The 13920-nt window shown below is 63.0% G+C and carries 5 protein-coding genes; all 5 read left to right on the top strand.

All coding sequences use genetic code 11. The features are described 5' to 3' along the window. The first annotated feature begins 1 nt into the window (after position 1). Positions 2-3628: a UvrD-helicase domain-containing protein gene (locus I2F59_RS00655; RefSeq protein WP_195502777.1), complete on the top strand. Its 3627-nt coding sequence runs from the start codon at positions 2-4 to the stop codon at positions 3626-3628. A 176-nt stretch (positions 3629-3804) separates the two neighbouring features. Continuing rightward, on the top strand, positions 3805-7608 hold the full coding sequence (gene dnaE, locus I2F59_RS00650; protein WP_195502774.1) for a DNA polymerase III subunit alpha: 3804 nt from the start codon (positions 3805-3807) through the stop codon (positions 7606-7608). Positions 7609-7770: 162 nt separating this feature from the next. Further along, complete coding sequence (locus I2F59_RS00645; protein WP_195502773.1) at positions 7771-11235, top strand: DEAD/DEAH box helicase; 3465 nt, start codon at positions 7771-7773, stop codon at positions 11233-11235. A 165-nt stretch (positions 11236-11400) separates the two neighbouring features. Further along, positions 11401-11763, top strand: a complete 363-nt coding sequence (locus tag I2F59_RS00640; RefSeq protein WP_055285739.1) for a desulfoferrodoxin family protein — start codon at positions 11401-11403, stop codon at positions 11761-11763. Between the two features lie 117 nt (positions 11764-11880). After that, complete coding sequence (locus I2F59_RS00635) at positions 11881-13866, top strand: NAD(+) synthetase (RefSeq protein ID WP_195502771.1); 1986 nt, start codon at positions 11881-11883, stop codon at positions 13864-13866. Positions 13867-13920 lie beyond the last annotated feature (54 nt).

Here is a 13920-nt window from a genome sequence, read left to right as displayed (position 1 = left end):
CATGGATCTTTCGACTTTGATGCCGCAACAGCTGCAAGTCGTCAAAACGCTCGACCGCCCGCTGTTTGTCTCGGCGGGTGCCGGCTCGGGCAAGACCTTTACCCTCACGCGCCGCATCGTCTACGCGCTCTCGCCCGAATCCGGTCCGTTTGTCGAGCATCTGGACCAGGTGCTCGCCATTACCTTTACCAAAGACGCCGCGGCCGAGATTCGCGACCGTGTGCGCCGTGCGCTTATCGAAGAGGGCATGGACGAGGAAGCACTGACCGTCGACGACGCGTGGATCTCGACCATTCACGGCATGTGCTCGCGTATCCTGCGCGCGCACGCGCTGGAGCTGGGTATCGATCCCGAGTTCACGGTGCTTACCGATACCGATGAGCTTATGGATCAGGCTGTCGAGCATGTGCTGGGGCGCGCGACAGCGCCCGATGCCGCGCCCGAGCTCGCCGCCTCGCTTAAGGCCCTCTACGCTTGGTATCCCATGGCGGGTGAGGGCGGGCCGTTTGGCGCCGGTACCACCATCAAAGGCCTGGTGCGCGACCTGTTGGAGCTATCGAGCCAGCTGCCGGGCGGCATGGACGACGTGTGCGTGGCGCGCGGCCAAGCCGACACCTCGGCGCTTGCCGATGCCTATCGTGCGGCGCTGGGCGCAAGCAAGGCCACGACCGAGAAAGCGCAGGTGGCACTCGACGCCATCGACGCGTTTGAGGCGAGCGGCAAAACCATGGAGGATGCGGCGCGACTCATGATGTCGTGCGGCATGCCTCGGGCGAGCAAGGCGTTTCCTAAGGAGCAGGTGGAGCTACTCAAGGCCGAGGCCGCCGATGCGTTTATCAATATCGTGCTTGCCTGCGGCGGCCCGGCGCTCGATGCGCTGGTGGGGCTTGCCCGTGCCGTAGAGGCGGAGTACCGTGCGCTCAAGGCCGACCAGTCCGCGCTCGATAACAATGACCTGCTGCGCATGGCGTACGAGGCGCTGCGCGACTACCCGGCTGTTCGAGCTGCCTATGAGGGCCGCTTTAAGATGGTCATGATCGACGAGTTCCAAGATACCGACCAGATGCAGGTCGATCTGATTCGCTATTTGACGGGTGCGGGCGAGCGCGCGCTGTGCACGGTGGGCGATGCGCAGCAGTCGATCTATCGCTTCCGTGGTGCCGAGGTCGAGGTGTTTCGCCGCCAGGAGCGCAAGGTGGGTTCGACGACGGCGTCCGAGACGGTCACCACGTCCGATGCTCCCGCCGGCGAGCTCGTCAAACTCGTGCGCAACTTCCGCAGCCACGACGAGGTGCTGCGCTATGTGGCGCGCGTCTTTGACGGCGACACCGGTGGTTTGATGCAGGGGTTCTTGGATCTTGAACCGAGCGACAAACGCAAGGACATGCTCAAGGCAAAGGCTTCGCGCCGCCAGGCGCTGTTCGTTGCCGGCGGCAGTATGCAGGAGCGCACGCAGGCCAAGGCCCGTGCGATCGCCGAGCGATTCCATGCGCTTGCCGATGCCGGCCAGCCCCAGGGCGGCATGGTGCTGCTGCTGGGTCGCATGACCAATGCCGGCGTCTACGCGCAGGCCTTCCGCGACCAAGGACTCGACTGCGTCATCGCAGGCGGCTCGGTCTTTGCCCAGGCGGCCGAGGTGCAGACGGTGCGTGCCCTGGTCTGCGCGCTCGCCAATCCGGCCGATACGGCCCAAGGCCTTATGCCGTTGCTGGCCTCGCCGATGTTTGCACTCGGCGCCCAGGAGTTCCTGGCGCTGGCGACCAAGCTCGACGAGCAGACGGGCGAGACGTCGCGCCGCAATATCGATGTGGGCATCATGAGCGATTCCGATGTGCCGGGTTTGCAGAACCTGCCGCTCGTGACGCGTGCCCGCGAGGTGCTGCGCTACGCGCTTCGTCGCGTGGGACGCGATTCGTTCGCCGCCATCGCGCGCGATGTGGTCAATGCCTCCGGCTGGTTCGTGCGTCTGGCGCAGCGTGGCCCCGAGGGCAAGGCCATTGCCGCCAACGTGCTCAAGGCGCTCGACGCCGTGGCCGAGGCAGAGGCCGAGCTCGGCAATTCTCCGCGCTCCATCGCGCTCGCCTTCGACCGCTTCTTGGCGGGCAAGGAGGCCCCGGGCGCCCTCAACGAGGAGGGCGACGGCGCGGTGCGCATCATGACCGTGCATGCGTCCAAGGGCCTGGAGTATCCGGTCGTGGCGGTTGCCGAGTGTTTTGGCGTGCGCAAATCGTCCGGTGCGGCACAGATGGGTCGCGTCGAGGGCGGAGCGCAGGTCGTGGCACTGCCGGCACGCTTCGACGGCGTTAAGCTCGCCGACGGTACCTTTGTGAAGGGCGACGACGTCAAAAAACAGTTTGAGCATGCGTTTAAGGGCAAGGGTACGTCGCTGTGGCTGCCGCCGGAGCTCATGGAGGACGTCTGTGCGTCGGGTTCTCCCGCCGAGGCATTTGCTCGCCTGCGCAACGACGACCTGCAGCTTTCGCTCGAGGAGCGGGCCCGCTTGCTCTATGTTGCCATGACGCGAGCGGGCGAGCTGGTGATCTTGGCGATGGATGCCGGTGTGAGCCGCGGCAAGGTGACGGCGCCGACCTTCGACGTCGAGACCGATCTGACCTACGACGTGCTGCGCCGCATCCTGCCGACTGACAGTCTGGACATGCCGCAGCTCGATAGCGACCGTTTGGTGTTCGACAACTCCAAGCCGGGCGACTACGAGCTCATCTCGCTGGCGGACTTTACGTTTGGCGAGCAGGCGTTTGAGGCCAACGCTTCGCTGGATGTCGAGGGCAGGCTTGTTCGTGGCGATGTCGATGCCGCCGATAATGCTGCGCACTCAACTGTGCCCGGTCCTGCCGACCCCGAGTCCGATGCGTTTGAGCTCGTGTATCCCCAGGCAGTGGGCGTGCGCATGGGCACCTGTCCATTCCCGGCGCGTGACTCATATAGCTACTCGTCAATCGCCGCGGCACTGCATGCCGAGACGGAAGACCGTGCCGCCGAGGCTCGTGTTCCCATGGACGAGTCCGGCGATGATGCAGAGTCGGATGGCTCGGAGATGACCGATGCAGACGTGGCCGCCGTTGAGCCCGTCGGCAATCCCATGGCCTTGGGTTCGGCCTTCCACGCCGCCTGCCAGTGGCTCATCGAGATGGGTGCCGACGCGTTGCCCGCTGCGCGCGCCGATGCGCTGGCGCGCCTGTGGTGCCTGACGCCGGAGCAGCGCGAACGCTTCGACGTTGCCCTGAACCGCTGGCTCAAGTCAGCTGTTCGTGCCGACCTGCTCGCGTGGCCGTGCGTTCGCGCCGAAGTACCGTTCTTCTCACTGGGCTGCGAGGACGAGGACATCGCTCGCTACGGTGCATATGCCGAGGGCGCCATCGACGCTTTGGCGACGAATCCGGCGGATTCGTCATGCGCGCTGGTCATCGACTACAAGACGGGCGGCACACCGGATGAGACGCCGGAACAGCTGCAGGAGAAGCACGCCCTGCAGGCGCGCGTCTACGCTAATGTTCTGCACAAGGCGGGCTTTGAGGCCGTGACCGTCAAGTTCGTCCGCGTGGAGCAGCCGGATCCAACCATCTTCGTCGAACCCGCCGAACCTCAAGTAGTCACCTACAATCTCTAGCCCTCAGATAACTTGCGGTGGAATACGGACTGTTTTGGCCAAAAAAGCCGCCAAACAGTCCGCATTTCACCGCAACTGCAAGAGGAGCCGTGTTGGTTTGGCTAGGTTCTGGTGCTGTCCGTGCCGTGCGGTAAAATCGTTCAGTCAGAACACGAACCCGCATCGGAGCTCATCACATGGCATTCGTCCATCTGCACAATCACACTGTTTTCTCCATGCTCGACGGCGCAACCCGTATCCAGGATATGGTCAATCGTGCCGTTGAACTTGGCATGCCCGCCGTGGCCATTACCGACCACGGCTACATGTATGGCGTGCCCGACCTAGCGCTGGCCTGCGACGCCGTCAATCACAACACGCCCGAGTACAAAACCTGGAGCCACGACAAGGCCTTCTTGGAAAAGGACCGCCGCGACGAGCTGGTGGAGCCCGACCCCGAGGCAAACCCGCGCGAGCATGCCCAGTACGTCAAAGACATGGCCATGTGGGACGAGAAGGGCAACATCGACGAGCTCAAACCGCCCCTGGTCATCAAGCCCATCTTTGGCTGCGAGGTCTACTTTACGCCGGACGAGACCCTTGCCCGCGACCACAAGCCCGAGCTCTACCACATGATCCTTCTGGCCAAGGATCAGGAGGGCTACGTCAACCTAATGCAGACGGTCTCCGAGGCCGCCGTGCAGGGCTTTTACTACAAGCCGCGCGTGACGCTCGACAACCTGCGCCGCCATGCCAAGGGCATGATCTGCACGAGCGCCTGTATCGCGGGCATCATCCCCAAATACATCGACCGCGGCGACATGGAAGGCGCCATCAAGTGGGCCGAGACCTTCCGTGATACCTTCGAGCCCGGTGACTTCTACATCGAGATCCAGGAACACGGCATCACCACCGACAACGGCCTGACTGACGAGCAGATGGACCGCACGCTCATCGACATCGCCAAGCAGGTGGGCGTCAAGGTCATCGCCACCAACGACTTCCACTACCTGCGCCGCGAGGATGCGCCCGTGCAGGACGTCATCATGTGTATTGGCATGAACGCCAAGGTCGATGACCCCAACCGCATGCGCATGACCGGCTCGGAGTTTTACATGAAGACCGAGGAGGAGATGCGGGCGATGTTCCCGTATTGCCCCGAGGCCTGCGACAACACGCTCGAGATCGCCGACAAGTGCTACGTGGAGCTGGACTGGGACTCCATCATTCTGCCGCGCTTCCCGTTGCTCGATCCCGGTGAGACGCACGAGAGCCAGTTCCGCCGTGAGTGCGAGAAGGGCCTGCGCCAGCACTATGGCGACGACTGGGCCACGCGCGAGATCGGTGGAGTCAACATCAAAGAGCGCTTTGAGTACGAATACAAGGTCATCTGCGACAAGGGCTTTGCCGCCTACTTTTTGATTGTTGCCGAGTACGTGCAATGGGCCAAGGACAACGGCATCGGCGTCGGCCCCGGCCGTGGCTCGGCCGCCGGCGCTATCGTCGCCTACGCCATGAACATCACCGCGTTCGACCCGCTTGAGAACGGCCTGATGTTCGAGAGGTTCCTGTCCCCGCAGCGTACCGAGATGCCCGATATCGATATGGACTTCGACGATGAGCGACGCCTCGAGGTCGTGGAGCACGTTCGTCAGCTCTACGGCCCCGAGAAGGTCACCCACGTCATCACCTACTCGACCATCAAGGCCAAGCAGGCCATCAACGACGCCGCGCGCGTCCTGGACTACCCGGTCTACATGGGCCAGCGCCTGTCCAAGATGGTCTCGAGCGACCCCAAGGTCAAGCTCAAGCAGGTGCTCGACAAACAACCCGGCAAAGAGGATCTGTTTAACCCCGATTTTGCCGAGGCCTATAAAAAGGACGACGACGCTCGCCGCATCATCGACACGGCGCTCTCGATCGAGGGCCTCACCCGTGGCGAGGGCGTGCACGCGTGCGCCGTTCTGATCTGCCGCGACCCCGTCAACGAGCACGTGCCCACCAAGCTCGACACCAAGGGCGGCGTCGAGATTACCCAGTACGAGGGCCATACCGTCGCCGACATGGGCCTGCTCAAGATGGACTTCTTGGGCCTGCGCACGCTGACGGTTATCTCCAAGGCCAAGGCAAACATCAAAAAGAACTTCGGCATCGACATCAAAGAGGAAGAGATTCCCTTTGACGATCCCGAGATCTTTAAGCTCATGGGCTCCGGCCACACCGCCGGCGTCTTCCAGGTCGAGTCCGCCGGCATGACGGCCACGATCAAGAACATGAAGCCCACCGAGTACAAACACGTCGTGGCATTGATCGCCCTGTACCGCCCGGGCCCGCTGGGCGCCGGCATGGTCTCGTCCTACATCAACCGTATGAACGGCAAGGAGCCGGCCGTCTCCTACGACGACCGTCTGGACGACATCCTGGGCGAAACCTACGGCACCATGGTCTACCAGGAGCAGGTTATGCTCATCTCCGTCGAGATGTGCGGCTTCTCCAAGGGCGAATCGGACTCGCGTATCCGTAAGCCCGTGGCCAAGAAAAAGATTAAGCTGCTCACGTCGACGGTGCTCCACTGGGAGGATGGCTCGGACGAGACCACTTACGACCACTGGATGAATGGCGCTATCAAGAACAACTACACGCGCGAGGTCGCCCAGAAGATTTGGGACGATGTCCTTGAGTTCGCGTCCTACGCCTTCAATAAGTCGCACTCCGCCGGTTACGCCATCCTGGTTATGCAGACGGCATGGCTCAAGGCGCACTATCCGCATGAGTACATGGCGGCCGTTCTGACGTCCTATACGGGTAAGACCGACAAGATCGTGCACTACGTCTCGGCGTGCCGTCACGACGGCATCCCCGTGCTGTCGCCAGATGTCAACGAGTCCGGTACCGAGTTCACGGCTACCAAGGAAGGCGTGCGCTTTGGTCTGGCCGGTATCCGCGGCGTGGGCACCGGCGTGGCGCAGGCGATTATCGCCGAGCGCGAGGCGGGCGGTCCGTTTAAGACGCTGCACGACTTTGTCGAGCGCGTGGACTCGAGCCAGGCCAACCGTCGCGTGATCGAATCGCTGATCAAGGCAGGCGCCTTCGACTCCACGGGGTATCCGCGTCGCCAGATGATGCACTTTGTGGACAAGAACAACCCCGAGAACATCATCGATGCCGCGGTAAAGCGCCAGAAGGACCGCGCGAGCGGCCAGACGTCGTTCTTCGATATGTTTGGCGACGTTGAGGGCTCGGGCTTTGAGGTGAGCGTACCCGATCCGGATGGCCAGGAGTGGGACCGCCACCTTAAGCTGAGCCAGGAGAAGGAGGTCCTGGGCATCTATGTCTCGGACCACCCGCTGCGCCCGTTTGAGTATGCACTTAGCAAAGCGCGCGACTTCTCGTTCTCGCAGATCGACACCGGCTACGAGGTTCAGAATCCTACGGGCGGCACCATCAACCAGGAGATTCCCGAGGGTAAGGCGCTGTGGTGGGCCGGCATGGTCTCGAGCGTGTCCAAGCGCGTGACCAAAAACGGCGACCCCATGGGTATCGTGCAGCTCGAAGACATGGAAGGCGAGGCCACGGTCGTGGTGTTCCCCAAGACCTACAAGGAGGCCGAGGGGTACCTGTACGGCGAGGTCGATCCCGAGACCGGCGCGCAGCTGTCCGATGCGTTTGTGCGCATTAAGGGCAAGCTCGAGCGCTCGGACCGCGGCGACCAGATCATCGCGCAGGAGATCGTGCCGCTGGAGCTTAGCGAGGAGAAAAACAAGCCCAAGGTCTTTGAGGTCATGGTGCCCAACAGTCGATTTAGCCAGGGCAATATGGCGCGCCTGGCCACGGTGCTCACCACCAACCCGGGCGGCGACCGCGTGGAGATCTTTATTGAGCAAGTCGACGGGCGCGTGCTGCGTGCTGAGGTGCCGGCCAAGGTCAATGCACGCTCGATTCCGCTGCTGGCCGAGGCAAAGGCCATCGTGGGTAACCAAGGCAGAGTGACGGTAATTTAAGGACGGCGTTGGCGGGGTAGCTAATTTGGGACGGGGCTATTTTAGCTACCCTTTGACTGACGGCGAATGAGTCGGGGTCGGAATGCATCTCAACCGACATATGGGGGTAGCTAAAATAGCCCCGTCCCAAATTAGCTACCCCGGGTGAGATTGGAGGAAGTGATGGCGCAGGGGACGTTTGTGCAGGCGCTTCGCAAAGAGGCGGCGTTGAGCGGCACCTTTATGAAGGGGCGTTCGCTCATGCTCAACGGCGCCGTGCTGTCGATCGAGGACAGCGGCTCGCGCTTCTCCAAAAACGTGACGGTTGAGGGCTCGGTGCGCGGTTCGCGCGGCGACCTGTACAAGACGCACGTGGCGCTCGACATGGACGAGCACGAGGTGATCGACTACGACTGCGATTGCCCCGCCGCCTATCGTTACCCCGGTATGTGCAAGCACGCTATTGCCACGGCTCTGGCGTATTTGGATGCCAGCGGCGCCGAGCCCGTCGAAGGTTTGCGCACGCCGGTCCGCACGTTTACGGCGCAGCCGAAACAGCCCGCGCGCACCGCGCTCAAAGCGCCGGCCGTCAATCCCAACTTTCCCTTTCCGGCGCCCGTCCCCACGAGTCCCAGCCTCATGGCGGCGCTCTCCGATCTTTCGGACGCACGCATGGATGAGCTGGCGAGCATGCGCCGCAAGCTCGCTGGCAGTGTGGATCCCGATGCCCCCAAGGCGGTGTTGGAGCCCTCGTTGGTGCCGTACTACAATCCACTGTTTGCCAACCGCTTTAGCTGGGCGCTCGAGCTTCGCATTCGTTGTGGATCGGTCTCCTACGTGGTCAAGGATATCGACGGCATGGCCGACGCCTATGTCCGAGGCGGCACCTTCTCGTACGGCAAGAAGCTCACGTTTGTCCATACGCCCGAAGCCTTCGAGGACGTGTCGACAAAGCTGCTCAACCTTGTTGTGACGACAGTTGCCTATCTCGATGACATCACAAGCTCGCGTTCGGCGTCGTACGACTTTGCCCGCAGCGGTTTTGTCGCCGAGCGTCAGTTGCCGCTGTCCGAGCATAGCATCGTATATGTGCTGGACCTGCTGCGTGGCCAGACCATCTCCTTTGAGCCCGCCTGGTCGCGGGGGACGACGACGCATCGCACCTATGACGTGGCGGTTGAGATGCCTCCGGAAGGGGAGGACGAGGCTCTGTCTAAGCGCCCACCGCTCCTTGCCGCCAAAATCGCGCCGGCGGCTGGCGGCAGCTACGATCTACGCCTGCCGGCCGATGCATACTGCTTTGCTTCGGGCGACGTTGCCTATCTGGTCGACACCCGCCGTGCGCGCCGCGCCGATGTAGCGTTTGCCCAGCATGCGGCGCCGTTCCTATCGCGCTTACTGCCCTGTCGCACGCCGATCCATATCGCTGTCGACCAGGTGGGGGAGTTCTGTCGTATGGCGCTGCCCATTTTGCGCGACTACACCGACCTTACCGCGCCCGCCGTGCTCGACACCGTGGCGCCCGAGCCGAGCTTTGCCATGGCAATCGGTGTCGACGACGGGCTCGTGACCTGCAAGATTACGGTTTCCTACGGCGACTGGTCGGCAGATCTCTTTAGCCTGGGTGCTCCGGGAAGCCCCTTCGAAGAACAGCGCCCGGGCGTGCCGCCGCGCGACGAGATAGCAGAGTTTCGCGTTATGGACACGGCGGCCCTGTATTTCGACTTTTACGAGGGCGGCCTGGCGTTTGAGGAGCGCGACGACGAGAGCCTGTTCTGCTTGCTGACCGAGGGCCTGTCTGCCCTGTCCGAGCTGGGCGAGGTCATGCTCAGCGACCACCTACGCCAGATCTCGGTGCGCCCTGCGCCCAAGCTTTCGGTGCGTGCCACCGTCAAGAGCAACCTGCTCGATGTTGAACTGGGCGCGAGCGGTCTTTCGGCGGCAGATCTTGCCATCTACCTCGACTCCTACAAGCGCCATCAAACGTTTGCGCGCCTTACGTCCGGCGACATCATTCGCCTGGACGAGGGCGCTCGAGCCGCGTTTGGCCTCGCCAAGGACCTGGGCGTCGATGCCGTCGACCTGCTCGACGGCGTGTCGCTTTCCGCATCGAGCACCCTGTTCGTCGATAGCATGCTCGCGCGCACGCCCGCGCTCGAGGCCGATCGCGACGCTGCGTTCCGCCGTACCGTCGAGCGCCTGGACACGCTCGGCAAGATGGACTTTACGGTACCCGCCTCGCTCAAGGCCACGCTGCGTGGCTACCAGGTCGACGGCTACCAGTGGCTCGGCTCGCTTGAGCATCTGGGCCTCGGCGGTATCTTGGCCGACGATATGGGCCTGGGCAAAACGCTCCAGATGATCGCGCATATCCTGGTGCGCGTGGAGGCGGGGGACAACAAGCCCACGCTCGTGGTATGCCCGGCCTCACTCGTGTACAACTGGACTGCCGAGCTGGAGCGCTTTGCGCCCTCGCTGGATGTGTGCGCCATCGTGGGCGCCAAGGCTCAACGCCGCGTGCAGATAGCAGGCGCCGACGAGCATAACGTGGTCGTGACGTCGTATGACCTCATGCGCCGCGATATCGACGAGTATGCCGAGCGGGACTTTGCCCGCGTGGTGCTCGATGAGGCCCAGTACATTAAAAACCCGCTCACCCAGGTGGCGCGCGCCGCAAAGCGCCTGCCTGCCGGCGTGCGCTTTGCCCTGACGGGCACGCCCATCGAAAACCGCCTATCCGAGCTCTGGAGCATCTTCGACTTTTTAATGCCGGGCCTGCTCGGCACGCGCGAGTCGTTTGCCAAGCGCTTCGAAAGCCCGGTCGAGCATGCCGAGGGCGACAGTGCCGCTCGCCTGCAAGCGCTCGTGTCGCCGTTTGTGTTGCGCCGTGTCAAGGAAGACGTGGTGGCCGACCTGCCCGAGAAGATCGAGGATACGGTCATGGCGCAGCTCACCGGCGAGCAGCGCAAACTCTACCTGGCCAACCAGGACCGCATCGCCCAACAGGTGCAGCATCGCGAGGCATCCGAGTTTAAGAAGGACAAGCTCAAGGTGCTCGCCGAGCTCACCAAGCTGCGCCAGATCTGCTGCGACCCGCGTCTGCACTACGAGGATTACAAGGCGGGGAGCGCCAAACTCGATACGTGCATGGAGCTCGTGCACGGCGCACTCGACGGCGGACATCGCATCCTGTTGTTCAGCCAGTTTACGGGTATGCTCGATATTATCGGTAAGCGCCTGGCCAAGGAGGACATCGCCTTCCTTAAGCTCACGGGCGCTTCGTCTAAGGAGAGCCGCGCCAAGATGGTCGCGCAGTTCCAAGCGGGCGAGGTTCCGGTCTTTTTGATTTCGCTCAAGGCGGGCGGCGTGGGCCTTAACTTGACGGCTGCCGACGTGGTCATCCACTACGACCCGTGGTGGAACGTGGCGGCGCAGGACCAAGCGACTGATCGTGCACACCGTATTGGCCAGCAGCATACCGTGACCGTGTACAAGCTCATCGCCAAGGACACGATCGAGGAACGCATTATGCAGATGCAGGAGTCCAAGCGCGACCTGGTCAACAGCGTACTCGGCGGCGACGGCATCTCGTCGGCACTGTTCACGCGCGAGGATGTTCTGGCGCTTCTCGGCGGCGACGGGCGCTAGCCGCGCGCGGGGTGGGACTGCTGGAGTGGGCAGGACGGTCGACGCATTTTGGCCCGACCGCTTGCCTGATCCGTTATGTGTTCATTTGCAATGCCGTGGATGGTTTGTCTGCCTTTGGGCATAAGAACCATCAAGAACATTGGCACATCAGCAAAGGAGAACATCATGGCGAAATTCTTTAAGGACCCCGACGGTAAGCTCATCGCTGCCCTTGGCGACGACGTTGCGACCCCTGCCGGTTGCACGGAACTGACCGCAAACACTGAGGACGCGGCGCACGAGAAGCACGTGCCTGTTGTCGAGACCGAGCGCGACGGTCACGTGATTCGTGCACGCGTTGGCTCGGTCGAGCACCCCAGCCTGCCCGAACACTACATTGAGTGGATTGCGCTTGAGGCCGAGGGCCGCTTAGAGGTTCATTACCTTGAGCCCGGCATGAAACCCGCGACGTTTTTCGCGGGCGGCTCCAAGACCGGTACCGTCTATGCCTACTGCAACCTGCACGGGCTGTGGTCCGCGACATTCTAGGAGCGCGCCCCCGCTCGGGGTATCATAGCTAGCATATGCACATGCAAGCGCCGGCTGCATTATGCGGCCGGCGCTTTTACTACGATTTCGATGGTTTACGACGGAAAGGGCTGGGGCATGAAGCTCGCGCTTGCACAGATCGATATGCGCCTGGGTGATATTGAGGGCATTTGCGGCCGCATCGAGGACCAGGCTCGTCTGGCCCACGAGCGCGGGGCGCGCGTGCTGTGCGTTCCGGCTCCGCTCTTTATGGGTGCCATGCCCGGTGGCCTGGTGGGCGCTGCCGACTTTGAGCACGACGTGCTTGCCGGTTTGACTGGTGTCGCCGAGCGTATCCAGGAGCTTGACATGATCTGCATCGTGCCCGCGGCGGTTTCGTTTGAGGGCCAACCGCTGCTCGACTACATGATGCTCAAGGACGGTCATGTGGTGCCGGCGCGTTCGAGCATTGCCCTGCAGCGTGGCGAGAACAACGACACGCGTTGGGCGCCGCCGGTGTTCGACGTGGACGGCGTGCGCATCGCCGTGATTTTTGACTTGGACCGCGAGCTCGAGATGTTGCCGACCGGCGTCGACCTCATCGCGTATTTCCAATTCAACGCGTTTGACATGACCGACCGCGAGACTGCCGCCATTGCCGCCGTTCGCAGCGGCGCCTACCGCAAGATCGCATCCAAGCGCAGCGTGTGGTTTGCCTGCATGGCGCCGGTCGGTGCCTATGACGAGTCGGTGTATACCGGCGGTTCGTTTGTGCTCGACGACTGCGGTCGCGTGGTGGCCCAGGCGCCGTGTTTTGAGGAGAGCCTGCTGGTCCAGGAGATTCAGCGCGGCGTGATGCTTGATGCCCTGGAAGATCACGAACTGCCCGAGTTCCGTTCCGAGGAGTGGTTGTGGCAGGCGCTGGTGCTCGCCGTGCGCGACAACGCTCGGGCCCACGGTGCGTCGCGTGCTGTGGTGGCACTCGAGGGTGACCTGCCGTCATCCCTGCTGGCGGCGCTGGCCGTTGACGCTCTGGGTTCGCGTAACGTAATTGGCCTGGTGCTGGGGCGCAACCGTATCTTTACGCCGGCGCAGGAGGAGGCCGAGGCTGCCCGCTGTGCCGCCGTCCGCTCCATTGCCGAGCGTTTGCACATTCGCACCGTCGAGCGCGATGCACCGGATGCGGCGCGTGTGCTCGATCGCGACGTGTCGGCGGGCGATGCCGAGCGTCTGCGCTCGCGCACGCTGGGCCTCATGCTGGAGGACACGGCGCTCGAGCTGGGTGCGATGGCGCTGAGCCCGCTGTCCAAAACCGAGTATGCGCTGGCGGCGCCGGCGCTTTGCGGCGGCTACCAGGGCGACTTTGCGCCCTTTGGCGATGTGTACCTGTCGACGCTTGAGTTTGTGGCGCGTGTGCGCAACCGCACGTCTGCCGTGGTGCCCCAAGAGCTCGTGACGCTCAACGCGGTGGAGGATTGCATGGAGCGCGTGCTGGCGCAAGCGCTCTCGACGATCGACGGTCCGGTCGATATGCTCGACCGCGCGGCACAGCTGCTCGGCGGGCTTGAGCCGGGTGAGGTCGATGGCGCGCTCGAGGCGCACGTGGACCGCAATCGAGCTTTCGACGACATCCCGATGGCCGCTGGCAAGCCTGAGGCCTGCTCGCTGCTGCTGATGCTCGTTCGACAGGGTGAGGCTGCCCGCCGCATGTTGCCGATGGCGCCGATCGTCTCGGCCCGTTCGTTTGCCGAGCGTGCCTGGCCGTATATGCTCGCGTGGTCCGACCTGGGGCTTAACGGCAAGGAGCGTATGACGGTCGATTCGCTGGCGCGCGCCGAGGTGCGCCGTTTTGCTGACGAGGATACGAGCGAGCGCGTGCGAAACGAGATGATGGGCGTGCTGGGCGAGCTACTGGGTATTTCGCCCGAGCAAATGGAGGAGCTGCGCTCTGAGGACGGTCAGCGTCGTTTGCACGAGGGAATGAAAAAGTTCGAGGGCGAAGTTCAGGACGCCATCGATAAGATGATGGGCGGTCAGGGCGGCTCGCAAGGTAGTCCCCAGGGTGGCCCGATGCCGCATCCGCCGGTGGATCCGAGGCAGTTTCCCTTTTTCTCGCAGAACTAAACTGGGGATGGGATTTGCTCCCAACCCTGATACTTCAACTAAGCATCTTGACCC

This window comes from Collinsella aerofaciens (assembly GCF_015556945.1).
In the GTDB taxonomy this organism is placed as follows: domain Bacteria; phylum Actinomycetota; class Coriobacteriia; order Coriobacteriales; family Coriobacteriaceae; genus Collinsella; species Collinsella aerofaciens_AO.
The sequence above is the reverse complement of the archived record's forward strand: the minus strand, read 5'-3'. Positions and strand labels throughout refer to the sequence as shown.